Below are 26,939 nucleotides of genomic sequence, written 5' to 3'. Positions count from 1 at the left end.
AGGCGCCTCTGCCTGACGGTTTGCCGACGTTATCCTCAGCGTTATTTCCTTTAGCGGGCTTTCGTTTTGTCAGTTGAAACTCTTCTTGTCCGCCAGTCAGGTCTGCGCGACTGGCAATCTGTCTCCGACGCCATGCATCACTATACCGACCAGCGCAACGACCAGAGTCGTGATGAAATCTGGCTGGTTGAACATCCTCCGGTCTTTACTCAGGGTCAGGCGGGCAAAGCAGAGCATCTGCTGATGCCAGGCGAGATCCCGGTGGTGCAGAGTGACCGTGGGGGTCAGGTCACCTATCACGGGCCAGGACAGCAGGTGATGTACGTCCTGATCGATGTAAAACGCCGTAAGCTCGGCGTACGCCAGCTGGTGACCATTCTGGAAGAGACGGTTATCGCCACCCTGGCAGAGTTTGGCGTCAGCGCCCGCGCCCGTGCTGATGCACCTGGCGTCTACGTCGGGGAAGAGAAGATCTGTTCACTGGGATTACGCATCCGTAAAGGCTGCTCGTTTCACGGTCTGGCGCTGAATGTTGCTATGGATTTGTCGCCCTTCCTGCGCATCAATCCCTGTGGTTACGCCGGCATGAGCATGACCCAGTTGAAAAATTTCCAGCCAGAGGTGACGACGGAGCAGGTACACTCTCCGCTGGTCAGCGCGTTTGCGCGGCTGTCAGGTTATGAAAATGTTGAATGGATTTCAGGGGATCTCCCTGTTAAACCTTAACGCAGAATGCGAATTTACAAATATGTAACTTATCCGCGCTGACTGTGGCTGCTTCGCAGGCGATGTGATGATATAATTTTTGCACTTTTTTCAAATAAAGTTGAAAGCAGCCTTCCCGGTTTGAGTGGGAACGCTTTCAAATCGCAATCCGACCGGAACCTGCTGATTTATGAGTAAACCAATTCAGATGGAACGCGGCGTCAAATATCGTGACGCAGACAAAATGGCGCTGATCCCGGTGAAAACCGTGGCTGTTGAACGGCAGGAGATGTTGCGTAAGCCGGAATGGATGAAAATCAAGCTGCCAGCTGACTCCAGTCGTATTCAGGGCATTAAAGCCGCGATGCGCAAAAACGGGCTGCACTCAGTCTGTGAAGAGGCATCCTGCCCTAACCTCGCCGAATGCTTCAACCACGGCACCGCCACCTTTATGATCCTTGGCGCAATCTGTACCCGTCGTTGTCCGTTCTGCGATGTGGCACATGGCCGCCCCAATGCCCCTGACGCTAACGAACCCGCTAAACTGGCGCAGACGATTGCCGATATGGGCCTGCGCTACGTGGTGATCACCTCGGTTGACCGCGATGATTTGCGTGATGGTGGCGCACAGCACTTTGCCGACTGCATCAGCGCGATTCGCGAAAAAAATCCGACGATCAAAATCGAAACGCTGGTGCCGGACTTCCGTGGCCGTATGGATCGCGCGCTGGAGATTCTTACCGCGACGCCACCGGATGTGTTTAACCACAATCTGGAAAACGTACCGCGAGTCTACCGCCAGGTGCGTCCGGGCGCGAACTACGAGTGGTCACTGAAGCTGCTTGAACGATTCAAAGAGGCGCATCCTCACATCCCGACAAAATCGGGTCTGATGGTGGGCCTGGGCGAAACCAATGCCGAAATCGTTGAAGTGATGCGCGATCTGCGTCGCCATGGTGTCACCATGCTGACGCTGGGCCAGTATCTGCAGCCGAGCCGCCACCACCTGCCGGTTCAGCGCTACGTCAGCCCGGCTGAGTTCGATGAGATGAAAGAAGAAGCGATGGCGATGGGCTTTACCCATGCCGCGTGCGGTCCGTTTGTCCGCTCTTCCTATCACGCGGATATGCAGGCCAAAGGCGAAGAAGTGAAATAAGCACGCTTTTGCTTCAGGAAGCCCGAAAAACAAAAAACCAGACTGGAAACAGTCTGGTTTTTTTATCTGTGCCTGAAATAAAAAGTAACAGTTATTTGCAGCAAATAACCGATTAATCTTTATGAACGACGCGTTCTGCCGGCACGTCTTCAGCCGCAGTTCGGGTTGCGCTGGTATCTTCATCTTTCATGGCTTTTTTAAAGCCCTTGATTGCGGAGCCCAGATCGCCACCCAGTGAGCGCAACTTGTTGGTACCAAAAAGCAGTACGATAAGCGCACCGATAATCAGCAGCTTGGCAATACTGATACCTTCCATATTTAACCTTTCAACTTTATTGAATCACGGTGACTGATATTTACGCGCAGTTTGCCTGCGGCGACAACTGGAATCTGTAACAGAGTAAGATCTCAGATGAAGCGACTAAGGAACGCCTGGGTGCGCGGATGCTGTGGATTCGCGATCACCTCTTCAGGCGTGCCCTGCTCCACCACCACCCCCCCATCCATAAAGACCACGCGATCGGCGGCTTCCCGCGCAAAGCTAATCTCATGAGTCACCACGATCATCGTTAATCCCTGGTCGGCCAGGGTACGCATGGTCGCCAGCACTTCGCCCACCAGTTCCGGATCGAGCGCGGAGGTCGGCTCATCAAACAGCATCAGCTGCGGCTTAATCGCCAGCGCCCGCGCAATCGCCACACGCTGTTGCTGTCCGCCCGAGAGGTGACGTGGCCAGGCGTCCGCTTTATCGCTTAACCCCACCGTCGCCAGCAGCGATCGGGCATGGGCCATCGCCTCCTGACGCGGGAATTTATGCACGCCGATGGGCGCTTCAGTGATGTTCTGCAGCACGGTCATATGGGGGTAGAGATTGAACTGCTGAAACACCATGCCAATTTTCTGGCGCTGACGGGCGATCTGGCGTGGCGACAACCGGTGCAGCACATGCCCTTTAAGTACATACCCGATCTGCTCATCGCCGACCCGAATCGATCCGGCGTTCATCTCTTCAAGATGATTGATGCAGCGCAAAAACGTGGATTTACCGGAACCAGACGGCCCGAGGATCACCACTACTTCACCGGGCCAGACATCCAGATCGATCCCTTTCAGAACCTGATTGTCGCCGTAATTCTTCTGCACGTTGCGGGCGCAGACCAGGGGTTCACGCTGACTCATTGTTCCTCCTGCTGGGGTTGCACGTTAGCCGCGACGGCGGCGCGTCTGGGGGCGCTGGCCACCCGACGAGTGCCACGCGCGTAGTAACGCTCGATGGCGGACTGGCCCAGATTGAGGATCGAGGTGATCAGCAGATACCAGATCACCGCCACCATCAGCATCGGGATGATCTCGAAGGTACGGTTGTAGATCGCCTGCACCGAATAGAGCAGATCGCCCATTGCGATTACGCTGACCAGCGACGTCGCCTTGATCATGCTGATCAACTGGTTGCCGGTGGGCGGAATAATCGATCGCATCGCCTGCGGAATGATGATGCGCCGCAGCGCCCGTGAACGACTCATGCCAAAGGCCTGGGTAGTCTCTACCTGACCGTTATCCACCGACAGCAGACCGGCGCGAATAATTTCCGCCATATAGGCCGCTTCATTCAGCGCCAGCCCGGCAATAGCAGCTGTCAGCGGCGTAATCAGATCGTTGGTATTCCAGCTGGCCAGCGTGATATCGGTCCACGGCAGCGTCAGCGACAGCGCCGGAAACAGCGTAGAAAGGTTGTACCAGAAGATCAGCTGTACCAGCAGCGGCGTGCCACGAAAGAACCAGATATAGAGTCCGGCAACGCCGCGCAGCAACCGGTTCTCAGAGAGCCGCCAGACGCCCAGCAGCAGACCGAGCAGCGTGCCGAGCACCATCGACACCACTGTCAGCCCCAGAGTGACCTGCAACCCTTTGAGCACGGATCCTTCGGTAAACCACTTAAGCACCACCTGCCATTCAAAATTAGGGTTGGTCGCCACCAGCCACAATAGATTGGTGCCGATCACCAGCACTAAAATCCAGCTGATCCAGCGTCCGTAAGTGGGGGCGCTGCGAGCGAACGCCACGTCGCGCAGCTGTGCCTCGCCTCTGTCACCGCTGTGCAGATGGCGCGGCGGGCTCATTTGCTGGCCTCTTTCGCCAGATTCAGTCCGGGTGCGGTGGTCATGTTGCCCTCAAGCTGCCACTTTTTCATGATGGCCGCATACGTCCCGTTCTGATACAGCTCTTTGTAGGCATCCAGCACCACCTGACCCAGCGGCGAGCCTTTCGGCACCACCGTGCCCTGGAAAATATCGCCAAAGCCGTTTTTCTGCCCTTTGCCCGCTAGCTCAAGCTGCCCTTTCGCCTGATTAACAAAGTAAGTCAGCGGCGCCTGTGATGAGAAGAACGCATCGGAGCGTTTAGAGCGCACCGCCAGAATTGATGAAGGCTGATCGGTAAAGGCCTGCACCGTCACGGCCGGTTTCCCGTCGGCCACACACCGGTCTGACTGCTTACGGATAACCTGTTCCGCAGAGCCAGCGGCCATAACGGCAATGCGCTTGCCGCAGGTGTCGTCCAGCTGATTGATTCTGGCCGGATTGCCCTTCTGCACGCCGAACACCACGAACTCCTGCACAAAATCGATGAAATCCACTTTCTGCTGACGGTCCGGATAATCACCAATCGGCCCAATTGCCAGCTGATAACGACCCGCATTGATGCCGGTGAGTACGCCTGATAAACCACTCACCGTTGCATGCTCGATCTTCACACCCAGCAGTTGTGCCAGTGCAGTCGTTAATTCGGCCGACGCGCCCTCCATTGAGTGCGGGCCATTCACAATTTCATAGGGCGGAAATGAACCGTTATTCACTGAAATCATTTTGCCCGATTTTTTGATCTCATCCGGCAGCCTGTCATGCAGGGCCTGGTCAACTTTTTGCACCGGAATAGCGTCGGCAGCCTGCGCCAGGGATGCAGTCAGCCCCAGCGCCACGATTAAGGCGGTTGCTCTCTTCGTCATAATGGATTCCTGGTTCAGCGGATCAGTTGAGTTCGGGACGGGCAAAGCGTCGGTTTTCCAGTACCGGCAGAACCCGGCGGGCATAGGCGACGCGCTCAGGATCGAGATCGGCAAACAGCAGCGCCGGCGATTCCGCCGCATTCGCCACCGCTACGCCCAGCGGATCGACCACCAGACTGTTGCCGATATTGCGCGGGCCACACTCCCCCACCGCCACCATATAGCAGGTGTTCTCCAGCGCGCGGGCACGGGTAAGCAGTTCCCAGTGCATCTCTTTCAGCGGACCTTTAACCCAGGCGGCAGGCAGCACCAGCACCTCTGCACCATCCAGCACCAGCCGACGCGCCAGCTCAGGGAAGCGCACGTCATAGCAGGTCATTAATCCGACTTTCATACCCGCGACCTCAATCAGCGGCGGAATGACGTGGCCGGGATTGACCCGCTGCGACTCCTGCATCGCAAAGGCATCGTACAGATGCAGCTTTTCATAGGCGGCGATGATATCACCGTTGCGGATCGCTACCAGCACGTTGAGCGCTTTTTGCTCGCCGGTGGGAACGTGAATGCTCATCATGGTGGTCAGTGCATTCTGCTTGCTGGCGGCCAGCAGCTGGCTCAGAAAAGGGCCATCCAGCGGCTGCGCCGCCTTCAGCACTAAATCGGGGTCGGCTATATCACGTGCCAGCACCCCTTCCGGCAGTACCAGCAGATCGGCGCCACCTTCTGTCGCCCGCTGCATTAAGTCCAGACAGATACTGGCGTTCTCCTGCCATTCGCGGCTCACCGCAAATTGTCCCAGTGCTACTTTCATCATTTCTCTTCTCCCGCAGCGGCCGGAAACATTGCTTCCGGCGTCAGTACCTGGTGAGTCAGCCCTTGCTCATAGAGCTCGCGACCAAAGTCCGCAATCATCTTTCTGTTAACGCTAAAACCATTCTGATTCCAGTCAGCGGGCAATTCCTGCGCAGTGCGTCGCAAATCGTCCAGCAGCCACGGCGTGGTGTCGGCATATTTCTCTCTTTTCTGCATCCACAGCCGGTAAGAGCGATCGATGACCTCACTTAACGCCGCAGGCAGCCACGGATGCGCCGCCGCCAGTGCCGGTTTCAGCGCCAGAATGTGGATGCCCGGCACATAGCCGACACGATTAAAGTAGTCCCGCTCCGCCTGATAAAAATCGGTCTGCAGCTGCCGTAATCCCGAACCCGGCAGGAAAAAGCCCTCCGGCATAAATGGCGTGAAGATGGCATCCAGCTCACCCGCCTGCAGCATCTCTATCAGCGGTCGCTCGTCAGGCGCGGGTTCAATGCGGCCCGGGCGGCCAAATCCCGCCAGCCGATCGACAATCGGATGATCGGCAGTAAGACGACCGGCATACCAGAACACATCATCGATTTCGACGCCTGCTTCACGCAGCACCGTGCGTGTCCAGGTATTGCCCGAATCCTGCCAGCCGGTGACGCCGATTCTCTTACCTTTCAGCTGCGCAGGCGTGGTGATGGGGCTGTTGCTGGTGGTGATAATGCAGCGCTGGCGGAAGCCGCGCATCAGGAAGTGTGGCAGGCCAAGCAGTGTTTCGTCTCCTCTGGCCCGGCCCTGAGCATAGCGGCTGAAGGAGACTTCGCCCGCGTCATAGTCGGGGCTGGTCGCCAGATCATTCACAAGTGTGCCGACGCGGTCGATCTGCAGTTCAAAACCTTCTGGTCTGATATCGCCCAGCGCCAGCGGGGTGAAGTAGTCCCAGTCGCGTACCGCCAGTCTGATGAGTAGCCTTGCCATGATCTCTCCGTTTACGCTGCACCGTCGGGACGGGGCATAAAATAGTGCTTGAATTTGATACTAGATCCGGAATACTTACCTGAACAATCATTAATTTGTTACTGAACAAAGTATTTTCTTATGACAGAGAGCGTCGACCTCAACTGGTTTTGCAGCCAGATAAAATCGCCTTCAGTGAAAGGCATTGCACAGGCAGCCTCCGCGCTGATTCGTGACGGACAGATCGCGACAGGTATGCAGATGCCTGCGGTGCGGGAGATAGCGGAGCAGCTGGGTGTCAGCCCGGCAACCGTTTCTGCTGCCTGGGCGCAACTCAGAAAGCAGAAAGTGCTGGCGGGCAAGGGGCGCAGTGGTGTCTGGGTCAGTAGTAATACGGTGATGCCGCGTCCGATTCGCTTTGAGAAGATCGGCAACTACGGCGATAACATCCGCGCCGATCTGACCCTCGCCGCGCCCGATCCCGCCCTGCTGCCTGACCTGCAGCGTGCGCTGCAGGAGGCCCTGCACTCACCACAGCTCAACAGCTACACCCGTGAGGCGATTTCCGCGCCGCTGCTTCAGGCGATCGCGCCGCGCTGGCCCTATGCTGCAGAGGCGTTTCTGGCGACAGATGGCGGTTTTGACGCGATGAATCTGCTGGTGCAAACCCTGGTCTCGCCGGGAGACCGCGTGATTATTGAAGATCCGACCGCGACCCGCCTGCTCGATATACTGGATAACGTCGGCGCAGAGATTCTGCCGCTGGCGTGTGATGATCAAGGCCCGCTGCCAGAGGTTCTTTCTCTTCTGCTTGAGCAGGCACCGGTAATGTTGATCTATCAGCCCCGCACCCACTCGGCCACCGGGAACAGCATCAGCCCGGCGCGACGTCAGGCAATGGCGCAGGTTCTGCAACAGAGCAACACACTGATCGTTGAGGATGATGGTATTGGCGATCTCTCCGCGGAGGCGAGCTGGAGCCTGGGTTCAATCTTTCCTGAGCGCACGCTGCACGTCCGTTCGTTTTCCAAAGCCTATGGACCAGACCTGCGGCTGGCAGTGCTCTCTGCCACCTCGGAGATGGTCAGGCGCATTCAGTCATGGCGAAATTTTGGCGTCAGCTGGACCAGCCGCATTCTGCAGGATGCGGTGGCGTGGCTGCTGGAGGATGAGGAAACGCAACGGCAGATCGCCACCGCACGCGCGACCTACCGGCAACGGCGTGAAGCGTTGCTCGCGGCGCTGGCACAGCGTGGGCTTGATCTGCCGCTTCGCGACGGATTAAGCCTCTATATTCCGGTGACTTCAGAGCAGTTTGCCATGATCACGCTGGCTGCCCGCGGTATTGCGGTCGTGCCAGGCGAGCGCTGTCGGCTCGGCCCAACCCAATTTATTCGCGTCAGTATCGCCAGCCTCAGGGATGAACAGCGGGAGATGATTGCCGGGGCGCTGGTCATCGCCAGCGGACGGGAATTTAACTCGCTTGCAGATCTTTGATGAGATAACAGGGGGATTCAACATAGCCTTCACGGGCGTAGAACTGGTTCGCCTTGAGACGTGACTGATGGCAATGGACTTCCATGCGATCGCAGCCACGACGAGCCGCCAGCATTTCGGCATGCTGAATCAGCTGCTGGCCGACGCCTTTACTGCGCTCACCTTCTGCAATGCAGAAATAGCTGATGCGGGCGAAATCACCGGCCAGCGCCAGCTGAGGAATAAAATGTAAGGAGAGAAACCCCAGCACCTGACTGCCATGTTCAGCCACCAACAGCGCTTCACTGGGATCGCTGCATAACTGCGCCAGGCGCTGTTCAATGAAGCTTTCAGTGCCGCCGTAGCCTAACTCGCTCAGTAATGCACTCAACGCAAAACTGTCTTTCAACTCTGCCTGACGTATGTTCATCCTGCCTCCTCACTCACCGGGTTCTGTCGCACAGTTATATAGCGTCGCAAGCCAAAAAGCTGCATATCGGGTTGTTATAAATATGTTACGGTTATTTAGTGTGAACCGCCGCGCAGTTTGTGCGGCAACACGCCGAGAGTGAGAGTACGACAGGGGGGATGAAGCGCAGATTACAGCCATAAAAAAACCCGCCATAAGGCGGGTTTTTAGAATTCTGACTGTTAACTTACAGACTGATAACGTTAGCAGCAGATGGGCCTTTAGCGCCGTCGGTGATTTCAAACTCTACGCGCTGACCTTCAGCCAGAGTTTTGAAGCCGTTGCTCTGGATTGCAGAGAAATGTACGAATACATCTTTGCTGCCATCTTCAGGAGTAATGAAACCGAATCCTTTAGATTCATTAAACCACTTAACGTTACCTTTGATCTTAGACATCTATATTACCTTTACATGAAAAATGGACACTAAACTGTGTCGGGGTCTAGTACAGCAATTGCTGAGGGATTTGTCCAGCATGATTTGATGAAAAAGTGATAAATATCGACATTCTGTACATCCATCACACTTTCCTGCTTTTCGACTTGCGAAACATCGCTCAACGCGTATCAGGCGCAGAGCAGGTATCGGTCGCTAACCTGCTGGAAACGAAACCCTTTTTAATTTTAAGCGGTTACGTTACTGACGTTAAAAAGAAAAATCTGATTAAGATATATTCCTGTTCTTAATGACGTTTACGCCGGTAAAAGGTCAATTTTTTTCTATCATCCGGACGGTAAGTCCCATGACCTTAAACCCGTTTTTCTGCTTTTTCAGGCCTGCGTCCTGCCAGTGGCTATTTATTGTACGATAAATCTTAAATTCACTGGCGCAGATCCCGCTCCCTCGCCAAAAAAAATGAGTCGGCTGTGCCATTATCATCAGTCATGGCAGGCTATTCGCGGATATTTTAGCCAACAACTAATAAACACTGATCTGAATCAATGAAATGCTTTTTAGTGGCCGAATGCGCATTTGGCAACAAACAATCAAAAGCATAAGAAACTACTTTTCTTATCGCAGTGCGAAATAATATTGCCGCGCAATAGATAAAGTCCGCTTAACCGGTCAGGCACAGGCATACGTTAATGCTGAGTAAAAGGAGGGGGAGACACAGGATGGTGATGAAGATACGTTGCGGTCAATGTGGAAGCGCCCGATTCGTTTTTACTGATTACCGCGAGGGCCAGCGAAACTTTCATGGTGCCTGCTGCGCATACTGTAAGAAACCTCTGGGCTCACAGGATCTGCTGCCCAATACGCCGATGGATCCCATTACAGACGCTCTGTTGGCCAGCCAGAAAACATTGCGGGCACCTGATTAGGTGCCCGCTGTTGCTGAAGCGTTAACAGATATCAGAAAATCAGTTTGAACACCCCTGTCAGGGTCAGTAAGCCAACGATAAAAATGATCGCAATAATCCACAGAATAATTTTCATTTCCTTTCCCCTCACCAATTAAACACTTTTCCTGTAAGCATTATAGACAGGAAAATGCGCCCTGCCGCTTCACTTAAGGCTCAACTGGTCATAAGTTCATCAACCCTGAGCTTTATTTAAATTCTGAGATAACGATCGCAACACCACTTTTTAACGGCTCTCTTTCTTCGTTTTACAGAACACTCCTGGCTAAAATTTAGGCGGCAAGGCAGGCCTCAAGAGTGATGAGATTGAAAATGAGTCGCGAGGAGATCTTATGAGCACGATTAATACCAGCATGGGCCGCTACAGCCTCAAGGCAAAAAACAGCGGTAACCACATCAAAGGGACTTTCGCCATCAACGATGAAGGCGGCACGCAGCTCTCTCTGCAGGAGTTTGACGAGCACTACCTTGATGATGTGGTGAATAACGTTATCTACCCCGTTACCGGTGGCAACCGTGACATTGCACACGCGCTGCGGGAACAGATGGTGAAAGCCGGTTTTGAACCGCCTCATTAACGTGGCAGATTCAGACTGAATCTTCTCTGTCAGGCCGCACCTTGCGGCCTTTTTTATGCTGTCTGTCCCGCACATCCCGCCTTTCCGGTTTAACCGGCAACAGGGGCAGCAAGCGCGACGGGATGTTCAAAGCTCAAAGAGGCAGCGGGAGAGACGCGAAAGCAGAGAGCCGCTGGCAGGCTTGCCAGCGGCCAGAAGTTAAATCGCCCAGGAGAGCAGCAGGCAACCCACCAGACCACAGACCGAAATAATGGTTTCCAGCGCCGACCAGGAGCGGATGGTTTCGCCAATCGTCAGGTTGAAATACTCTTTGAACAGCCAGAAGCCCGGGTCATTAACGTGCGAGAAGATCACGCTGCCAGACCCTACGGCGATGACCATCAGTTCCGGGCTGGCGCCACTGGTAACAATCAGCGGTGCCACAATGCCCCCGGCGGTAATGGCCGCTACCGTGGCAGAACCCAGAGCAATACGCAGCACCGCGGCAATCGACCAGGCCATAAAGATTGGCGACAGCTGAGTAGAATGCATCATGCTGGCAATATATTTATCCACGCCGCTGTCCACCAGCACCTGTTTGAAGGCACCACCACCGCCGATGATCAACAACATCATGGCGATGATTTTGATCGAGTCGGTCAGGGTATCCATGACCTGTTCCATCGTGCGGCCGCGATTCAGTCCAAAGGTAAAGATTGCAATCAGCACCGCAATCAGTGTCGCCATCACCGGGTCGCCAAAAAACTCCGCATAGGGCAGCAGCACATGGCCTTTAGGCAGCAGCATCTCTGCCACCGCACGCAGCGCCATCAGCACCACAGGTACCAGTGCCGTCCAGACGCTGACGCCAAACCCAGGCATTTCCGCCTCGGTAAAGGTTTTCGGGTTATAGAGACCCTCAGGAATCGGTTTGTCGATGCCTTTCAGGAAGCGGGCGTAGACCGGACCCGCCAGAATCACCGTAGGAATACCCAGCAGCGTACCAAACAGCAGCGTTTTACCCATGTCAGCGTTAAACAGCGTCGCGATTGCGGTCGGGCCAGGATGCGGCGGAAGAAAGCCGTGCGTCACTGACAGGGCAGCCGCCATCGGCACCCCGACATAGAGCAGCGGCACACGTGCCGATGCCGCAACGCTGAACACCAGCGGCAGCATCAGTACAAAGCCGACTTCATAGAACAGCGCAAATCCGACGATAAAACCGGTCAGCACCAGCGCCCACTGAATATGCTTAGTGCCGAATTTTTCAATCAGGGTGGTGGCAATACGCTGCGCACCGCCGCAGTCGGCCAGCAATTTACCGAGCATGGCACCAAAGCCCATGATCAGCGCCAGGCTGCCCAGCGTGCCGCCCACGCCCGCTTTGATTGAGGTAATCACTTTATTAACCGGCATGCCCTGCATCACACCGACCGCCAGCGCCACCAGGATCAGCGCGATAAATCCATTAAGCTTAAAGCGAATCATCAGCAGCAGCAGTAACGCGACGCCAATCGCCACATAGAGTAATGGCATAGCTTTTCTCCACCTTGTGCACTGAACATCATTCAGTGTCGGTTTATTATCATGATCCCCTGAGGGCTACAAAACAGTGCGCTGTAAGATGTTTACACATCCCGACAAACGCTGTTACCGATAACATGTTAAGGGTAACATCAGCAGGAAAGCACCACCCCGCCGGGGGTGAATTTCTGTTTTGCGAAGGTGATCAACTTTTTGCCAATGCGTTATCAGAAAGTTTGCCAGTCCCGGCGCCTTGCTTTTCGTTACACTCAGATTTTAGCGAAATGTAAAAAGGATGCGCTGGTGAGTGAGAACCTGAGTGAGCTGTACAGTAATCAACGAACCCTCTTTGGCCGGGGCAGCCTGGATAAACTGGTGCCGCTGCTGGCTGCCCGGTCACAGCCTACTCTGCTGTTTTGTGGACAATCTTTTCTGCAAGGCCCCGCATATGCCCGGCTTAAAGCCGGACTCAACGATCATATTATTGGCTATGAAATTGTCAGTCATGAAGCCTCACCCGCCGAGATTGATGGCTGGGTTGCGCGCTGGCGCGGTCATGTGGATCGGGTCGTCGCGATTGGCGGCGGGAGCGTGCTGGATGCGGCGAAAGCGTTTAGTGCGATGGTACAACATCCGTTGCCAACCGCCCGCTATCTGGAAAAAGTGGGTGACACCGCGGTTCAGCCCATCACGTTGCCGCTGATTGCTATCCCGACCACCGCCGGTACCGGCAGTGAAGTGACGCAAAATGCGGTGGTGACTGACCAGCGTGACATTCAGATAAAAGCGTCACTGCGCCACCCGGTCTTTGTGCCGGAGGTGGCGATTCTCGATGCCGATCTGCTGAAAGGTGCGCCGGACCGGGTGCTGGCAACCTGCGGTATTGATGCGTTTACCCACCTGTTCGAAGCGTATCTCTCCGGCAAAGGCAGCCTCTTTACCCGACAGCTGGCGCTGACCGGCCTGCGTCAGTTTGTTCAGGCCTGGCCTGCCCTTAATCGTGAGGATGCTGCTGGCGACGCGGCACGGGAAGCGATGATGATGGCGTCGTGGCTGGGCGGTGTCAGTCTCAGCAGTGCGGGTCTGGGGGTGATCCACGGTATTGCGGGGGAACTGGGCGCGATAAAGCCGTTCCATCACGGTGAAGTGTGCGGACGTCTGCTGTTTCCGTTCCTGGATCTGTTGTCCGACAGCGAACAGCCACTACAGCGTAAGCTGATGGCGGAACTGCACCCGCAGCTGTTCAGCGAAACTACGGACTCACCGGCGCAGTTTCTGAAACAGTGGCTGCAGCAGCAGGCGATCACCCCATTCTGGCAGGATGGCCCTTCACTGAGCCGCGCCGAGGTGGAGTGGATTCTGGCGCGAGCCAACAGCAAAAATTCGCTGGTGAATTACAGCCGCGAACAGATGCAGATGATGATCGCGCAGGCCTGGGAAATCACGGCGTGATCAGGAGCCGCGTTGCCCGCATTCGCTGACCAGGCACAACCGGGCCTGCCAGCCTCGCCCGGCTTTGCTGCTCCTCAGCGCTATCCTGTTGCACCCGCTCTCTGAGCCAGGCGGCTGGCTGAATCACGGCGCTAACCGCCCTGGCTTAATCGCAGCGCCAGACGGCTAAGCCTGCGTGGCGCTAAAAGGCCCCTCACCTGCCAGCATCTGCTCAATCACCTGCAGCACGCCCTGCTCGTTGTTAGAAGGCGCGGCGTAGCGCGCCGCCTGTTTCACCCGCTGTGGCGCGTTGTCCATGGCAAAACTGAAGCCAGACTGTCTGAGCATCTCCAGATCGTTACCGCCATCACCAAAGGCCAGCACCTGGTCGTGCGCGATCCCCCAGCGTTGTGCCAGCAGATCCAGACCGTGCGCTTTATGATTCCCCGGCACGATCAAATCCACCGAGCAGTGACCGCTTGAGGTCGCTGCCACTCGCCCCTGATGCAGACGTTCAATATCCGCCATCAGTGGCTCGATATAGTCATCAGAGAGATTCAGCGCGAACTTAAACAGCCGGTCATGCTGCACCTCATCCAGATGATGAATCGGCTTCAGCCGGTGACAGTAATGGCGCATCTTCTTCAGCCAGTTCTCTTCCATGCCGTCGAAGTACCAGGCGCTCTCCCGGCCACACAGCAGGTAACGCAGACCCGGATAGTCGCCGTTTTGCAGGGTATCGATCACCGCGTCAACATCGCGGCGTTCAAAGGCACCGCAAAACAGTTCCTCATCACGATCGATAATCCATGCGCCGTTTTCGGCTACAAAGGCGATATCGCTGGCGATCTCCGGGAAGAAGGATTTGAGCTGGTAATACTGATTGCCGCTGGCCACCACAAATTTGATGTCACGGGCGGTGAGTTGCTGATAGCAGTCGAGAAAGCGGGATCGATTGTACTGCTTGTTATCGTCCAGAAAGGTGCCATCCATATCTACCGCAACCATCTTAACCGTCGTCATCATGACTCCTTACACAGGGAATTTTCAGCGTGGAGTGTCAGGATAGCCGCTGGCGCAGCAAAACGGAAAGAAAGAGGGATGGCCGCAGCCATCCCATGGGGATCAGTTCAGGGCGCTGTTCAGCACCAGCGCAGTAATTACCCCGGTTGCAGCAGCAATCAACACATAGTTGCCGTCGATGTTTGCCCAGTGATAACCGCGCGGTGGTTCACGCAGACCGCGTTCATGCCAGTCGGCTACGCGATAATGGTCGCCGCGGTACGCCTGCGGGACAGGATGCCCGCGACGGAAGTCGTGTCCCTGCCAGGCGAAATGGTCGCGATCATTACGTGCCTCTCTGCCCCGACCGTTGTTGTCCTGATCCGGGCGATGATTGACGCTGTCATGACGGTTGTTGCCACGCTCCTGATTCTGGTCAGAACCGCGATTGTCAGCACGATGGTCACCGTTCTGATGCGGCACAGGCTTGCGGTGCGCGTCATCACGATCGTCTGCCCGTGAGGCCTGAGAAAAGAGTGTGCTGCATGTCAAAAGTGAAGCGATAAGCGTTAATGTTGTTTTTTTCATGATACTGCCTCCGAAAATAACGGCTGTTCAGGCACCGTTGATCGGCATCATGGCAATAATTGTGGCGGGAGACATCTGTAAAAGTCTTAAAATCCGGTAACTTACACACTATTACGCTTGCTTAGCGCTTTCTTAACACAGGACATGCGATGACAACGTTGCTGACGCAATCCAGAGGTTAACCGGGCAACCTGCGCTGTCTGAAAATCACGCTCTGGTTGACGGGATGATGGCCAGTGAAAAGTCAGGATGCTGAAACGCACCCTGACATTTTTGCGGTTATGGCGTGCTGAGGATCACTGGCGCATCCGGTAACCCGGTAAAGTGCGTCACGATGTGGTGGTAATCAGCCGTCGGGTCCAGATCGCGGAACACTCCCGGATAGAGATCTTTTGCCAGAATTTCCATGCCGATAATGTTGTAAGGGTGATTATAAAAATGGTGATAAACGCCATACACCCGTTTCTGTTTCACCGGTTCGATCTGCTCCAGACCGGTGCGGCTCTGCAGGCGGTTAAAGGTGGCGGTCACGTCGGTCTGACTGGCACCGTAACCAAACGGCAGCACGTTACTGTTCGGGCGTTTAGAGCCGGTCATGATATAGACGTCCGGCTTCATGGCGATAATCTTCTCCAGCGACACAAATCCTGAGCTGCCGGGCAGCAGTGCAGAACCGATATTCTTGCCACCGACCGCTTCCACCAGCGCGCCCCAGCCGTTATGACCGTGTGTAAAGCAGCAGTTGTCGCTGTTACCGGCAATCGGTTCAATAAACACGGTTGGCTTGTGCGGCACCTGCGCAATCTTCTGCTGAAGCATCTGCCAGCGCTGCTGGTAAAAATCGGCGTAAGCTTTCGCCTCGGCTTCGCGATTCAGAACGGTGCCCAGCACTTTCACGCTCTTCAGGGTGTTCTCTTTCGGATGAAGTTCAACATCAAGGAACAGCACCGGGATATGGAGATTTTTCAGGGTAGCAAGCACGCCTGACTGCGTCAGGGCCGGTTTGGCGCGCAGCTGCGCAATCATCAGATCGGGCTGCTTCGCCAGCACGCTCTCCAGATTGACCTGCCCCTGATCGTTAAAACCCATGTCAACAATCGATGCCGCCTGCGGCCAGCGCTGCTTCAGCAGGTCCCAGGTCTGGGTATCCTGCTTTTTCGGCAGGTTGTTCCAGGCAACGACACGCTGAAACGGGTTCTGGCGATCCAGTAATGCCAGCGCCATCACGTCACGCCCATCCTGTAAAATCACATGCTGCGGCTCTTTTTGCAGCGTAATTTTCTGACCATCCATATCGGTCACCGTGACCGGATAGGTGGTAGCCGCACAGGCGGTTGACAGTAAAAGTGTGGTGGCAGCAACTATCCCGATTTTCATTTTTCTCCTGTCCTTTTAGGGAATAATAATTATTCGCGTTAACTCTACCATGCTGATAAGTACCAAATGTAACTATTGCTAACCAGATGCGTCTGAGAGGCGGCATTAACAACGCGGCAGCGGGCTTAAATCAGGGAGCGATATCGCTGAATACGTGGAGGTGCATAGAGAGAATGGCGAAGGGCGGGCAGAATGGCAGGCGCATCCCAGGGGGATTGAGATGCGCCTGTTGCGCTAAGTGTTACTTCACCAGCGAATAGAAGATTGCGGAGATGGCAATAAGTCCGATCAGCACGACAAACAGATTGCTGATGTGACCGCTGTACTTCCGCATCGCGGGTACCTTCTGGATAGCGTACATCGGCATCAGGAACAGAATCATCGCAATGACCGGCCCGCCAAGCGTCTCAATCATGCCGAGAATATTGGGGTCCAGCGTTGCCACCAGCCAGGTCGTCAGCAGCATAAAGAGTCCGGTCAGGCGATTCAGTCTGGCGGGCGCGATGGTTTTGCCGCGACTGCGCAGCGCCTTATTAACCATGCCGTTAAATCCTTCGCGCGCACCAAGATAGTGACCGAGAAACGATTTCGTGATCGCCACAATGGCAATCAGCGGTCCCAGCCAGGCGATCATCGGCACCTTAAAATGGTTCGCCAGATAGGAAAGAATGGTGATGTTCTGCGCCTTGGCGGCGTGTAAATCTTCAGGCGACAGGCTCAGCACGCAGCTGAAGACAAAGAACATCACCGTCACCACCATCATCAGGTGCGAGCAGGCCAGAATGCGCGAACACTTTTTCTCTGCGGCATCGCCATACTCTTCCCGCTTTGCCAGCGCGAATGAAGAGATGATCGGCGAGTGATTAAACGAGAAGACCATCACCGGAATCGCCAGCCACAGCGTCATCCACAGGCTGCTGCCCGCGGGCTGAACGTTCAGGGTCGAAAGCACAGCGCCGTGCCAGTGCGGGATCAGATAGCAGGCCATCAGCATCAGCACCGCCACAAAGGGATAAACCAGCACGCTCATCGCTTTGACAATCATCTTCTCGCCGAAACGCACAATGGTCATCAGTCCGACAATCAGCAGCAGCGACAGCAGCACACGCGGTGGCGGCACCAGGCCGAGCTGATTCACCATCAGGCTCTCAACCGTGTTGGTGATCGCTACGCTGTACATCAGCAGAATCGGGTAGATAGCGAAGAAATAGAGCAGCGTAATCAGCTTGCCCGCACCAACACCAAAATGCTCCTCGACCACCTCGGTGATATCCCCGGCCGGATTTTTACCGGAGAGAACGAATCGGGTCAGGGCGCGGTGCGCAAAAAAGGTCAGCGGAAACGCCAGTATCGCCATGATGATCAGCGGGATCAGCCCGCCGACGCCAGCATTGATAGGCAGGAACAGTACACCCGCCCCAATTGCCGTGCCGTATAAACCCAGCATCCACATGGTGTCGGTTTTACGCCATCCCGTATCGACGTCACTCTCAAGCGCGCCCAGCGTGCCAGTTTGCGTGGTTTTCATCAGATCTTCCGTTTTAAAAGCCGCCAGTAACCTGAGCCGTCAGGCAGGCAAATGTCCGCCCCACTCTGCGCCTCAGCTGCAACCGGATCAGTCAACGTGATGCTGACCCGCCCGTGCATAGGTAATCGATTGCGTGCGCCACTTTTTACACTACCTGACGATATAAGTTCAAGCCGTGCAGATAAACACGCATGGATTGCTGAAAAAACCGTCAGGTTGTGCAAAGTGACTGCGCGGCGATCATGCCATCTTTGTGGCGGTTTTACCGCCCCTAAAAAGGTGATCCCTGTAACGGTTCAGCGCAACGGACTACGCTTAAACAGATTCTGTCGCGATCACGCCGACAGGTGCACAGGAGAAGAGAATGAAAATTGCCTGCCTCGGATGGGGATCGTTAATCTGGAAAGCTGGCGCACTGCCGGTGGCCAGTCAGTGGCATCATGATGGTCCTGAGCTACCGATTGAGTTTGTGCGCATCGCTGACGGCGGCGAGCTGTCGACCGCGATCTGCCTTAACGCCAGCCCGGTGCCGGTGTACTGGGCCTGGCTGAATACCGCCTCACTTGAGAGCGCCTGCCGCGCATTGCGCCTCCGTGAAGCCATTCCGGACAGCCGCATCGATGGCATCGGGATGATGACGGTGACAGCGACCTCAGCGGGACCACTGGCAGAGTGGGCTAAGACCAAAGGCATAGAAGGTCTGATCTGGACCGGTCTGCCTGCCCGCATGGCGGGTGTCGAAGGCCAGATCCCGACGCTGGACGACGCGCGGCACTATCTGCAGCAACTCACCGGTGAAACGCGTGAGCATGCTTGGCACTACATCGAACAGGTTCCGGCACAAATCGACACGGTTTATCGTCGTGCGTTTGCCGACCTCGCTCTCTGGCAACCCGACACCCGAGCCGTGACGGTCGCCACAACGCAGGTGCAGCCGCCCTGTCAGCCCGGCTGAAACTGACCAGCCGGCTGCACCGCTCTGCTTACTCCTTAAAGGATTACTACACTTCAGGCAGGTTTCGATTTCAGGTTTCCTGAGTCTTTCCCGTGCGTGGCCACGCCTTCTGGTCTGGCCGCCGTCCCCTAATCATCAGGAGATGAACAGATGAAAGCATTAACTTATCACGGCCCCCATAAAGTCAGCGTCGATAACGTTCCCGATCCCGGTCTGGAAGCCGCAGATGACATTATTCTGCGTGTGACCGCCACCGCTATTTGCGGTTCAGACCTGCACCTTTACCGCGGCAAAATCCCCGGTACCGGGCACGGAGATATCTTTGGTCATGAGTTTATGGGCGAAGTGGTTGAAGCAGGCAGCGCAGTGACCGCCGTGGCCAAAGGCGATCGGGTGGTGATCCCGTTTGTTATCGCCTGTGGCGACTGTTTTTTCTGCCTGATGAGCCAGTATGCTGCCTGTGAAAATACCAACAGCGGACGGGGTGCCATCCTGAACCGGAAAAACATCACGCCGCCCGCAGCCCTGTTTGGTTTCAGCAAACTCTATGGCGGTGTGCCTGGTGGACAGGCGGAATATGTCCGGGTGCCAAAAGCCAATACCGGCCCGTTTAAAGTGCCGTCGGTACTGTCGGATGAGAAAGTGCTGTTCCTGTCAGACATTCTGCCCACCGCGTGGCAGGCGGTGAAAAACGCCGAGGTGAAACCTGGCTCCAGCCTGGCGATTTTCGGTGCCGGACCGGTTGGCCTGCTCAGTGCCGCCTGCGCCCGACAGCAGGGTGCCGAACAGATCTACATGATCGACCACAACAACTACCGCTTAAACTTTGCCCGCGAGCGCTACGGTGTTATCCCGATTAACTTTGATGAGATCGATGACCCGGCCGGCTGGATTATCGAACACAGCACCGGCAATCGCGGTGTGGATGCGGTGATTGATGCAGTAGGATTCGAGGCAAAAGGCAGCATGACCGAAACCGTGCTCACCAATCTAAAACTGGAAGGCAGCAGCGGTAAAGCGTTGCGTCAGTGTATTGCCGCAGTGCGACGTGGCGGTATCGTCAGCGTGCCGGGCGTTTACGCCGGATTCATTCACGGCTTCCTGTTTGGTGACGCCTTTGACAAAGGGCTGACCTTTAAGATGGGACAGACCCACGTACACGCTTATCTGCCCGACCTGCTGAAGCTGATCGAACAGGGCCATCTGACGCCGGAAGAGATTGTGACCCATCATCTGCCGCTGGAAGATGCTGCGCGTGGCTACGATATTTTCGCCAAACGCGAAGAGGAGTGCCGCAAGGTGATTCTGGTGCCTGGCATGGCAGCGACACAGGCCACAATATAATTTCACAACGGGTCTGAAACGCTTAACCCCTGGCTCCCCGGCTGTTTTCCGCCGGGGATCTCATCTCAGAACGGCTTGCGTTGCAGGCTGCTTCGCCACTCCCGCCTCTCCAGCAGATGTTCATCCGGCGAATCCGCCGTATCAACCTGACTGCCCTGCTCCAGCCATCGCGCACTGCGTGAATGGGGATGACTTTCGCTGATCACCTGTTGTGAAAACGCGCCAAACGATAACAGCAAAAACAGTAATGCACTGGCCAGCCTCACTTTCATACGCACACCTCTTTGGTAACGGTGCCGCTATGCTGCCCGAAGGGTTTTCATTTTCTGTCAGTAACAGGCAAAGTTATGTGGTAAGCGGGAACAAGCTGCGACGGGTTTAACCGCGGTTCAGGATAGTCCGTCAGCCCGGCATCATAAGTTTCCCGGCTAACCGTCCGTTTTCTTTCAGGAGAATGCTATTGAACCTCAATCAGTTTGATCAGCCGGTCGGTGAGGCTCTGCCCGACTGGCAACCGGTCACCAGACCACCCTGTATGCCACTCACGGGTCAGCACTGCCTTCTCCTGCCGCTAAGCATCGATCATGCAGAACCGCTATTGCAGGCATTTATGCTGGCACCGGATGATCGCGACTGGACCTGGCTGAGCGCAGAGCGGCCCGCCTCTCTGCCGCAGATGCAGCACTGGATTGCGGATAAAGTGGCGGATGCGGCCCTGGTGTCCTTCACGGTCTGCTCGCCAAATCAGCAGCCCTGCGGCGTGGTCTGCTTCGCCAGCATTGAGCCGGGACACGGCACTGTTGAAATCGGTCACGTCACCTGGTCGCCGCTGATGCAGCGCAGTGTCATCGGCAGCGAGGCGATTTATCTGCTGCTGCAACAGGCTTTCTCGCTCGGCTATCGGCGAGTGGCGTGGCGCTGTGATTCAACCAATATCGCATCACGACGCGCAGCAGAACGGCTGGGGTTCCGCTTTGAGGGCCGTTTTCGTCAGGTTATGACGCGTAAACAGCGTAATCGCGATACCGACTGGCTATCAATTATTGACCGTGAATGGCCGGATGTTCAGCGCGCCCTGAGTGCCTGGCTAAGTGCGGATAATTTCGCTGCCGGGGGACAGCAAAAGCGCCCGCTCAGCGCCTGCTTCGCCGACGTTAACCCGGCTGATGCAAACGCGACAAGTCCTGAACGCGGAGCGGATGCTGGCGATTAATGCAGCCGACGCACGGTCAGTGCCGCGGACCAGCGCTGTCGCTGACAGCGCGGGCAGACAGCCTGCTGCTCAGCCTCAATGATCTGCGTCTGGCCGCAATGGGTGCAGGCATAGAGCGCGCTGACCGGTACAGTGCTGTAATCCTGCCGGTGCTCAGGGGGCAGTACGCTTAACCCGGCGCGCATCTCATCGTCATCGTAGAAATAGAGGCTGAGCTGACCATCGACCTCCACCAGCGCCAGCCGGATCTGCCCCAGATGCTCCACACCACTCTGCCGTAACTCCATATAAAACTCATCTTCAGAAATATTCAGACGATCCAGACTCTCCAGCACATACAATCCCTCTTTAATCAGGGTAATCACGTCGCCCTGAATAAGCCGTGAAAAGCGCGGGCTGTGCGCCGTCAGCCAGGTCGTGAAGCGGTAGAGCGCCAGCAGGACTACAAACACCATAATGACCGGCAGCACCGGCACATCATCGTAAAATGTCACATCACCGGACGCGGAACCCAGCGTCAGGATCACCACCAGCTCGAACAACGACAGCTGGCGCACGCCGCGTCGTCCTGAGACTTTCAGAAAGGTGAACACCACCAGATAAGCGATCATGACCCGTACCACCACCTCAAACAAAAAGGTGGCCGGTTGATCGTTAAGTAAGAAACGGTGCCAGTCGAATGAGAACATAGTCTGTAAAACATCCTGTTTTAGGGGGCGCGCATCGTCGCATCACCCGTTGATGACCCGCAGATTCAGGCCAGTGATAAGTAAATCTTGTCGCCAGCCCGCCAAAAGGCAAGCGAAGCTGTAACGCGAATGTGGGCGAGTCTGACCTCTCTGCATGTTGAGGAAAAGGTTAACAAAGCTGAAAATGGCGCTGACACTATTCACGCTACGCTTATCGGGCCGTTCGCAAAACCGCATGCTAAAACTTCCTGTTTCTGGCTGGATAATTTTTACCGCTGCGCTTTTTTCTTTTACTTCAATAAATTGCGAACCAAACCTTACTGCCTATACTTTCCAGTAAGGCTTCCGCAAATCCTTTCAACATCCAGAGAAGCCAGCCTTTTTCTGCCGATAGCGTCACTGGCCTATACCTGCTATCTCACTCGTCCACACCGCGACAGGCCCTGATGCCTGCAACTCAGTGTCTGTGGCTTATGGCATGGATCGTCCGTCCGTTCAGAGTGGTCAGATCGATCAGTCTGCAATGCATACCCTGACGCCCTGACCCGTTTCACGACGGCTCGTCAGCGGGAAGCGTGTTGCTTTTTTCGGGAGATGCCATGACGCCCTTTTCCAGTTTCTGGCAGGCCGGCTACGAAGGTGCCGATCATGTCAATCCTGCCGGCCTTGCGCTGTCGATGAACGATCTTAACCAGCATCAGGCGCGTGCAGCAGAGGATTATGCCGCGCTGGCCCCCTTTTCCATTCGCACAGTGCGCGAAAGCGTCGGCTGGCGGTTATGTGAGTACGATGGCCGCTATGACTTCTCGACGGTCGCGGCCCGGATGCAGGCCGCAGAGCAGCAGGGCATTCAGCTGAGCTGGACAATCTGCCACTACGGCTGGCCCGCTGGCGTCAGCCTGTTTGACCACGACTTTGTCAGCCGTTTCGCCGCCTTCTGTGGCGCACTGGCCCGCTTCCTGGCCCCCTGGTATCAGCAGGCGCCGGTCTACTCTCCGATGAATGAGATCTCCTTTGTCAGCTGGGGTATCTCGGTAGGGCTGTTCACCTGTGAGGCGATCCCTGAGGCGGATCGGGCGGATGCCGCCAAGCAGCAGCTGGTGCGCGCTACGCTGGCAGCCTGTGATGCCATCTGGCTGGCCGATCCGCGAGCGCGTCTGCTGCACTGTGATCCACTGATCCATATCGTGCCCGATCCCGCCGATCCGGCCAGCGACGTGCTGGCACGTGAGATGTGTGACACCCAGTATCAGGCGTGGGACATGCTCAGCGGCAGGCGCAACCCGGAACTGGGCGGCGCCCCACGCTATCTCGATCTGATTGGCGTGAATTACTACCACGACAATCAGTGGGAGCAGGGATCAAACCGGCGGCTTTACTGGCATCTGGGCGACAGCCGACGCCTGCCGCTGCATCGGATGCTGCAGCAGGTCTGGCAGCGTTATCAGCGGCCACTGCTGCTGGCGGAAACCAGCCACGTCGGCAGCGGACGCGGAAGCTGGATCCTTGAGATCGCCGCGCAGGTTGCGCAGGCGCTACTGGCAGGCGTTGAGCTGCACGGCATCTGCCTCTATCCGATCCTCGATCGTCCCTTATGGGAGGAGACGACTTTCTGGACCCGCAGCGGTTTGTGGGATCTCGATCTGCTGGGGGCCGATCCCTATGCCCGCCAGCTACAGCAGCCTTATGCCGACGCATTACGTCAGGCGCAGCGCTTTTTGCAGCACATCCACTCCTCAAAACACCCCTGTCAGGAGCACCCTATGAAACCACCTGTTCTCATTGTTTTCAGCCATTTACGCTGGGGATTTGTTTTTCAGCGTCCGCAGCAGCTACTGACAAGACTGGCACAGCACTATCGCGTGCTGTTTGTCGAAGAGCCGGTCTGGCAGGCGGGGCCACAGGGCCTGCATCAGAGCTCGCCTGCCGCTAACATCACGGTGATCCAGCCGCATACCGACAGCGACGCGCCTGGTTTCCACGACAGCCAGATCGCCCCGCTGCTGCTGCTGCTGACGCCGCTGCTGGAGGAAGATGAACAGCCGCTGATCTGGTTCTATACGCCGATGGCGCTGCCGTTGCTGACACCTTTTGATCCCTCACTGGTGATTTACGACTGCATGGATGAGCTTTCCGCTTTTCAGAATGCCCCGCGCCAGCTGCAGCAGCGCGAATCCGCGCTGATGACCCGCGCCGATCTGGTCTTTACCGGCGGCACCAGCCTCTATGAAGCGAAGCGTGACAAACATGCTCAGGTTTACTGCTTTCCCAGCAGCGTCGATGCTATTCATTTTGAGCAGGCGCGCGATCGCAGCAATCGACATCCGATGCAGGATGCAATTCCGGCACAGCGTCTTGGCTATTACGGCGTGCTGGATGAGCGCATAGACCTGCCGCTGATTGCGGCGCTGGCGGACAGCCACCCCGAATGGCAGATCATTATGGTCGGGCCGGTGGTAAAAATTGATCCCGCCAGCCTGCCGCAGCGCGACAATATTCACTGGCTCGGACAGCAGCCCTATCAGGCGCTGCCGCAGTTTCTGGCGGGCTGGGATGTCTGTCTGATGCCGTTTGCCATCAATGCCTCGACGCGCTACATCTCACCGACCAAGGTGCTGGAGTATATGGCGGCGCAGCTGCCGATTGTCAGTACCGCGATTATTGACGTAGCGCGGCATTACGCAGAGGAAGTGGCGGTGGCAGAGAGCCCCGCTGAATTTATTGCCGCCTGTGAACAGGCAATGGCGATTGGTGCCGCAGAACGGCTGGCGCTGGCGGGACGGATGCAGGCAAAGGTCGATGCCACCTCATGGGATCGCACCGCTGAACAGATTCATGGACTGATCCAGCAGGCGCTGACGCAGCGTCAGCCCGCACTAAGGTCGGCCAGCCAGGGCAGCGCGCAGGCGAATATCACGCCGTTAACCCCATTGATGCTGGAGAGTGAAGCTGTGCCCTGCCTGATTATCGGAGCCGGGCCAACCGGGCTGAGCGCCGGTTATCACTATGGCGAAGGCGCAGTGTTACTGGAGAAAAATGCCACGCCTGGCGGCTGGTGCCGCTCGATTGACGATCAGGGTTTTACCTTCGACTATGCCGGTCACATTATGTTCTCGCAGGACCCGTACGTCTTGCAGCTGTATGAGATGTTGCTGGGCGACAACCTGCACTGGCAGGCGCGTGAAGCCTGGGTCTACAGCGACGGCGTTTATACCCGCTATCCCTTCCAGTCCGCGCTACACGGCTTGCCGGTCGAGGTGGTAAAAGAGTGCGTGCTGGGCGCTATCGAGGCGCGTTATGGCGAAACGGCCGCCGCCGCTGTGCCACTGGATCGGGCGCGGGCACGGCGGGACTGCTGCGCAGATGGCGCGATCCCCGATGAGGGCAGCAGCACAGGCGTGGTGGAAGGCGAAGAGGATTTCCAGCACTTCATTATGCGCACCTGGGGCAAAGGCATCGCGCGTCACTTTGCCCTGCCCTACAACCAGAAACTGTGGAAGGTGCCGCTGACCGACATGGAAACTTCATGGCTGGGCGGACGCGTACCGCTGCCCGATCTGGCGCAGATCATTGATGGCGCGCTGCAACCGCTGGCGAAACCGGTTGGCCCCAACGCCCGTTTCGGCTATCCGCTGCGCGGTGGCTTCCAGGCGCTGATGTCCGGCTTTTTGCCGCACCTGAAATGTACGCTGGAAACGGACGCCACCCTGACCCGCCTCTACCCGCAGGCGCACGTCGCGCTGCTGGCGGATGGCCGCCACTACCGTTATGAACAATTGATCAGCACCATGCCGCTGCCGGAGCTGATTAAACTGATGGGCGATGAAGTGCCGGATAGTGTGCAACGGGCGGCGCAGCAGTTGCAGTTTGTCTCGGTGCGCTGCGTTAATCTGGGGATTGGCCGCGCTGACCTGACCGAAAAGCACTGGATTTACTATCCTGGTGATACGCTGTTTCACCGCATCTTTGTGCAGGGCAATGCGAGTCCGCACTGCAACCCGCCGGGCGGTTTCGGCTTAACCTGCGAAATTACCTATAACGCGGCCAATCCGCTGCCGCTGGCGGGGGATGCGCTGATTGAGCGCTGCCGTCAGGATTGCATCAGAGTTGGCATGATCACCGCGGACGATCCGCTGCTCTGTGCCTCAGAGGTCGATATGCCCTACGCCTACGTGGTCTATGACCATACGCGCAGCGCTAACGTGGCGCTGATCCGCCAGTGGCTGCTGACCCAGGACATTCATCTGTCAGGCCGCTACAGCGAGTGGGAATATTACAACTCGGATCACGCCTTCCTTGCCGGTAAACGCGCCGCCGAAAATGTCCGGCTGCAGCATGTCAGCGAACGGACGCTCGGCTGACCCGGCGCAGTCGCTACGAAAGCCGCTGGCTGCACTTCGCGGCTTTCAGCGACTGTAACTGCGTCAGTCGCCGCTCCGCCTTCTGGCTGGCATTGTATTTCGCAATGCCATTGCCCAGCCCGAAATCCCCGACAAAGCCCAGCACGGTCAGTGCATCGAACTGGCCGGTCTGCTCAATATCACTCTGCACGCTGTGCGCTTTCACCAGCTCCTGATCCAGCGCGCTGCAATTCAGCATCGCCGTCTCTTCCGGGGTGACCGCGGATGCCTGCGGATACTGCTTGGTGGCGCAGCCGGTTAATACCAGCGTCAGCAGCACGATTAAGACGCTCTGTTTACTCATTTTTCATTGCCTGTTTTTTATCCAGTTAATACTGTTATCGGCAGCATCCCCCGGGATCATGAGTCTCTGACCTACCAATAATGGTCGAAACCGCTAC

The 26,939-nt window shown here is 56.4% G+C and carries 25 protein-coding genes; 9 read left to right on the top strand and 16 right to left on the bottom strand.

Annotated elements, in window-relative coordinates:
- Positions 1-66: 66 nt before the first annotated feature.
- On the top strand, positions 67-726 hold the full coding sequence (gene lipB, locus GVJ63_RS17635) for a lipoyl(octanoyl) transferase LipB (RefSeq protein WP_029519432.1): 660 nt from the start codon (positions 67-69) through the stop codon (positions 724-726).
- Positions 727-895: 169 nt separating this feature from the next.
- Positions 896-1,861 carry a lipoyl synthase gene (lipA, locus tag GVJ63_RS17630; RefSeq protein WP_010258979.1) on the top strand — a complete coding sequence of 322 codons (966 nt, stop codon included), beginning with the start codon at positions 896-898 and terminating at the stop codon, positions 1,859-1,861.
- A 112-nt stretch (positions 1,862-1,973) separates the two neighbouring features.
- On the opposite strand, the gene tatE is transcribed toward lipA, so the two are convergent.
- The 6 genes from tatE to GVJ63_RS17600 form a co-directional block, all read right to left on the bottom strand.
- Entirely contained in the window at positions 1,974-2,177 is a 204-nt protein-coding gene (tatE, locus tag GVJ63_RS17625; protein WP_010671272.1) for a twin-arginine translocase subunit TatE, read from the bottom strand.
- A gap of 92 nt (positions 2,178-2,269) precedes the next feature.
- The gene (locus GVJ63_RS17620; RefSeq protein WP_010258981.1) at positions 2,270-3,040 is read right to left on the bottom strand and encodes an amino acid ABC transporter ATP-binding protein; all 771 of its coding nucleotides are present in this window, start codon (positions 3,038-3,040) and stop codon (positions 2,270-2,272) included.
- Positions 3,037-3,981: an amino acid ABC transporter permease gene (locus tag GVJ63_RS17615; protein ID WP_159227176.1), complete on the bottom strand. Its 945-nt coding sequence runs from the start codon at positions 3,979-3,981 to the stop codon at positions 3,037-3,039. The genes GVJ63_RS17620 and GVJ63_RS17615 overlap by 4 nt, the downstream gene beginning before the upstream one ends.
- Complete coding sequence (locus GVJ63_RS17610) at positions 3,978-4,865, bottom strand: ABC transporter substrate-binding protein (protein WP_061704241.1); 888 nt, start codon at positions 4,863-4,865, stop codon at positions 3,978-3,980. Before GVJ63_RS17610 ends, GVJ63_RS17615 begins: the two co-directional genes overlap by 4 nt.
- Positions 4,866-4,887: 22 nt before the next feature.
- Positions 4,888-5,676 carry a deaminated glutathione amidase gene (locus tag GVJ63_RS17605; RefSeq protein ID WP_159227200.1) on the bottom strand — a complete coding sequence of 263 codons (789 nt, stop codon included), beginning with the start codon at positions 5,674-5,676 and terminating at the stop codon, positions 4,888-4,890.
- Entirely contained in the window at positions 5,676-6,644 is a 969-nt protein-coding gene (locus GVJ63_RS17600) for an ABC transporter substrate-binding protein (protein WP_159227175.1), read from the bottom strand. The genes GVJ63_RS17605 and GVJ63_RS17600 overlap by 1 nt, the downstream gene beginning before the upstream one ends.
- A gap of 120 nt (positions 6,645-6,764) precedes the next feature.
- Between GVJ63_RS17600 and GVJ63_RS17595 the strand changes: the two genes are divergently transcribed.
- Positions 6,765-8,120, top strand: a complete 1,356-nt coding sequence (locus GVJ63_RS17595) for a PLP-dependent aminotransferase family protein (protein ID WP_159227174.1) — start codon at positions 6,765-6,767, stop codon at positions 8,118-8,120.
- Here the strand turns inward: GVJ63_RS17595 and GVJ63_RS17590 are convergent.
- Both GVJ63_RS17590 and cspE read right to left on the bottom strand, forming a co-directional pair.
- Complete coding sequence (locus tag GVJ63_RS17590; protein ID WP_010258992.1) at positions 8,098-8,529, bottom strand: GNAT family N-acetyltransferase; 432 nt, start codon at positions 8,527-8,529, stop codon at positions 8,098-8,100. The two genes, GVJ63_RS17595 and GVJ63_RS17590, sit on opposite strands and share 23 nt — an antisense overlap.
- A 226-nt stretch (positions 8,530-8,755) precedes the next feature.
- On the bottom strand, positions 8,756-8,965 hold the full coding sequence (cspE, locus tag GVJ63_RS17585; protein WP_006118399.1) for a transcription antiterminator/RNA stability regulator CspE: 210 nt from the start codon (positions 8,963-8,965) through the stop codon (positions 8,756-8,758).
- A 1,297-nt stretch (positions 8,966-10,262) separates the two neighbouring features.
- Here cspE and GVJ63_RS17580 point away from each other — a divergent pair.
- Complete coding sequence (locus GVJ63_RS17580) at positions 10,263-10,508, top strand: hypothetical protein (protein WP_010258994.1); 246 nt, start codon at positions 10,263-10,265, stop codon at positions 10,506-10,508.
- Positions 10,509-10,706: 198 nt separating this feature from the next.
- Here GVJ63_RS17580 and gntT read toward each other — a convergent pair whose 3' ends face one another.
- Positions 10,707-12,023, bottom strand: coding sequence for a gluconate transporter (gene gntT / locus GVJ63_RS17575; RefSeq protein ID WP_010258995.1), 1,317 nt, complete (start codon positions 12,021-12,023; stop codon positions 10,707-10,709).
- A 291-nt stretch (positions 12,024-12,314) separates the two neighbouring features.
- Between gntT and GVJ63_RS17570 the strand changes: the two genes are divergently transcribed.
- Positions 12,315-13,463, top strand: a complete 1,149-nt coding sequence (locus GVJ63_RS17570) for an iron-containing alcohol dehydrogenase (RefSeq protein ID WP_033766691.1) — start codon at positions 12,315-12,317, stop codon at positions 13,461-13,463.
- Between the two features lie 165 nt (positions 13,464-13,628).
- Here the strand turns inward: GVJ63_RS17570 and GVJ63_RS17565 are convergent, their stop codons facing one another.
- The 4 genes from GVJ63_RS17565 to GVJ63_RS17550 form a co-directional block, all read right to left on the bottom strand.
- Positions 13,629-14,465 (bottom strand): Cof-type HAD-IIB family hydrolase, encoded by an 837-nt coding sequence (locus GVJ63_RS17565; RefSeq protein ID WP_159227173.1) that lies wholly within the window; start codon positions 14,463-14,465, stop codon positions 13,629-13,631.
- 102 nt (positions 14,466-14,567) lie between these two features.
- Entirely contained in the window at positions 14,568-15,032 is a 465-nt protein-coding gene (locus GVJ63_RS17560; protein WP_010671265.1) for an RcnB family protein, read from the bottom strand.
- 279 nt (positions 15,033-15,311) lie between these two features.
- Complete coding sequence (locus GVJ63_RS17555; protein WP_159227172.1) at positions 15,312-16,409, bottom strand: ABC transporter substrate-binding protein; 1,098 nt, start codon at positions 16,407-16,409, stop codon at positions 15,312-15,314.
- Between the two features lie 241 nt (positions 16,410-16,650).
- Positions 16,651-17,937, bottom strand: coding sequence for an HAAAP family serine/threonine permease (locus GVJ63_RS17550; protein ID WP_010671264.1), 1,287 nt, complete (start codon positions 17,935-17,937; stop codon positions 16,651-16,653).
- 364 nt (positions 17,938-18,301) lie between these two features.
- Here GVJ63_RS17550 and GVJ63_RS17545 point away from each other — a divergent pair, with 364 nt between their 5' ends.
- Positions 18,302-18,892, top strand: a complete 591-nt coding sequence (locus GVJ63_RS17545) for a hypothetical protein (protein WP_033771112.1) — start codon at positions 18,302-18,304, stop codon at positions 18,890-18,892.
- Between the two features lie 150 nt (positions 18,893-19,042).
- The gene (locus GVJ63_RS17540; RefSeq protein WP_010259005.1) at positions 19,043-20,236 is read left to right on the top strand and encodes a zinc-dependent alcohol dehydrogenase; all 1,194 of its coding nucleotides are present in this window, start codon (positions 19,043-19,045) and stop codon (positions 20,234-20,236) included.
- A gap of 65 nt (positions 20,237-20,301) precedes the next feature.
- On the opposite strand, the gene GVJ63_RS17535 is transcribed toward GVJ63_RS17540, so the two are convergent.
- A complete protein-coding gene (locus GVJ63_RS17535) occupies positions 20,302-20,508 on the bottom strand; it encodes a hypothetical protein (protein ID WP_010259007.1) in 207 nt (68 codons plus the stop codon).
- Positions 20,509-20,696: 188 nt separating this feature from the next.
- Here GVJ63_RS17535 and GVJ63_RS17530 point away from each other — a divergent pair, with 188 nt between their 5' ends.
- On the top strand, positions 20,697-21,449 hold the full coding sequence (locus tag GVJ63_RS17530; RefSeq protein WP_010671262.1) for a GNAT family N-acetyltransferase: 753 nt from the start codon (positions 20,697-20,699) through the stop codon (positions 21,447-21,449).
- On the opposite strand, the gene GVJ63_RS17525 is transcribed toward GVJ63_RS17530, so the two are convergent.
- Entirely contained in the window at positions 21,446-22,138 is a 693-nt protein-coding gene (locus GVJ63_RS17525; RefSeq protein WP_010259010.1) for a DUF421 domain-containing protein, read from the bottom strand. The genes GVJ63_RS17530 and GVJ63_RS17525 overlap by 4 nt on opposite strands.
- 599 nt (positions 22,139-22,737) lie before the next feature.
- Here GVJ63_RS17525 and GVJ63_RS17520 point away from each other — a divergent pair.
- On the top strand, positions 22,738-26,499 hold the full coding sequence (locus GVJ63_RS17520; RefSeq protein ID WP_159227171.1) for an NAD(P)-binding protein: 3,762 nt from the start codon (positions 22,738-22,740) through the stop codon (positions 26,497-26,499).
- Between the two features lie 13 nt (positions 26,500-26,512).
- Here the strand turns inward: GVJ63_RS17520 and GVJ63_RS17515 are convergent, their stop codons facing one another.
- Positions 26,513-26,842: a hypothetical protein gene (locus tag GVJ63_RS17515; protein WP_045140688.1), complete on the bottom strand. Its 330-nt coding sequence runs from the start codon at positions 26,840-26,842 to the stop codon at positions 26,513-26,515.
- Positions 26,843-26,939 lie beyond the last annotated feature (97 nt).

Source organism: Pantoea sp. 18059 (assembly GCF_902706165.1).
Taxonomy (GTDB): domain Bacteria; phylum Pseudomonadota; class Gammaproteobacteria; order Enterobacterales; family Enterobacteriaceae; genus Pantoea; species Pantoea agglomerans.
Note: the sequence above shows the minus strand (reverse complement) of the source record. Positions and strands in the feature narration are given on the sequence as shown.

What these genes read in the sequence shown, in the direction of transcription:
- lipA (WP_010258979.1), top strand. Translation starts at nt 896, where the DNA reads ATGAGTAAACCAATTCAGATGGAACGCGGCGTCAAATATCGTGACGCA.
- tatE (WP_010671272.1), bottom strand. Translation starts at nt 2,177, where the DNA reads ATGGAAGGTATCAGTATTGCCAAGCTGCTGATTATCGGTGCGCTTATC.
- GVJ63_RS17620 (WP_010258981.1), bottom strand. Translation starts at nt 3,040, where the DNA reads ATGAGTCAGCGTGAACCCCTGGTCTGCGCCCGCAACGTGCAGAAGAAT.
- GVJ63_RS17615 (WP_159227176.1), bottom strand. Translation starts at nt 3,981, where the DNA reads ATGAGCCCGCCGCGCCATCTGCACAGCGGTGACAGAGGCGAGGCACAG.
- GVJ63_RS17610 (WP_061704241.1), bottom strand. Translation starts at nt 4,865, where the DNA reads ATGACGAAGAGAGCAACCGCCTTAATCGTGGCGCTGGGGCTGACTGCA.
- GVJ63_RS17605 (WP_159227200.1), bottom strand. Translation starts at nt 5,676, where the DNA reads ATGAAAGTAGCACTGGGACAATTTGCGGTGAGCCGCGAATGGCAGGAG.
- GVJ63_RS17600 (WP_159227175.1), bottom strand. Translation starts at nt 6,644, where the DNA reads ATGGCAAGGCTACTCATCAGACTGGCGGTACGCGACTGGGACTACTTC.
- GVJ63_RS17595 (WP_159227174.1), top strand. Translation starts at nt 6,765, where the DNA reads ATGACAGAGAGCGTCGACCTCAACTGGTTTTGCAGCCAGATAAAATCG.
- GVJ63_RS17590 (WP_010258992.1), bottom strand. Translation starts at nt 8,529, where the DNA reads ATGAACATACGTCAGGCAGAGTTGAAAGACAGTTTTGCGTTGAGTGCA.
- cspE (WP_006118399.1), bottom strand. Translation starts at nt 8,965, where the DNA reads ATGTCTAAGATCAAAGGTAACGTTAAGTGGTTTAATGAATCTAAAGGA.
- GVJ63_RS17580 (WP_010258994.1), top strand. Translation starts at nt 10,263, where the DNA reads ATGAGCACGATTAATACCAGCATGGGCCGCTACAGCCTCAAGGCAAAA.
- gntT (WP_010258995.1), bottom strand. Translation starts at nt 12,023, where the DNA reads ATGCCATTACTCTATGTGGCGATTGGCGTCGCGTTACTGCTGCTGCTG.
- GVJ63_RS17565 (WP_159227173.1), bottom strand. Translation starts at nt 14,465, where the DNA reads ATGACGACGGTTAAGATGGTTGCGGTAGATATGGATGGCACCTTTCTG.
- GVJ63_RS17560 (WP_010671265.1), bottom strand. Translation starts at nt 15,032, where the DNA reads ATGAAAAAAACAACATTAACGCTTATCGCTTCACTTTTGACATGCAGC.
- GVJ63_RS17555 (WP_159227172.1), bottom strand. Translation starts at nt 16,409, where the DNA reads ATGAAAATCGGGATAGTTGCTGCCACCACACTTTTACTGTCAACCGCC.
- GVJ63_RS17550 (WP_010671264.1), bottom strand. Translation starts at nt 17,937, where the DNA reads ATGAAAACCACGCAAACTGGCACGCTGGGCGCGCTTGAGAGTGACGTC.
- GVJ63_RS17545 (WP_033771112.1), top strand. Translation starts at nt 18,302, where the DNA reads ATGAAAATTGCCTGCCTCGGATGGGGATCGTTAATCTGGAAAGCTGGC.
- GVJ63_RS17540 (WP_010259005.1), top strand. Translation starts at nt 19,043, where the DNA reads ATGAAAGCATTAACTTATCACGGCCCCCATAAAGTCAGCGTCGATAAC.
- GVJ63_RS17535 (WP_010259007.1), bottom strand. Translation starts at nt 20,508, where the DNA reads ATGAAAGTGAGGCTGGCCAGTGCATTACTGTTTTTGCTGTTATCGTTT.
- GVJ63_RS17525 (WP_010259010.1), bottom strand. Translation starts at nt 22,138, where the DNA reads ATGTTCTCATTCGACTGGCACCGTTTCTTACTTAACGATCAACCGGCC.
- GVJ63_RS17520 (WP_159227171.1), top strand. Translation starts at nt 22,738, where the DNA reads ATGACGCCCTTTTCCAGTTTCTGGCAGGCCGGCTACGAAGGTGCCGAT.
- GVJ63_RS17515 (WP_045140688.1), bottom strand. Translation starts at nt 26,842, where the DNA reads ATGAGTAAACAGAGCGTCTTAATCGTGCTGCTGACGCTGGTATTAACC.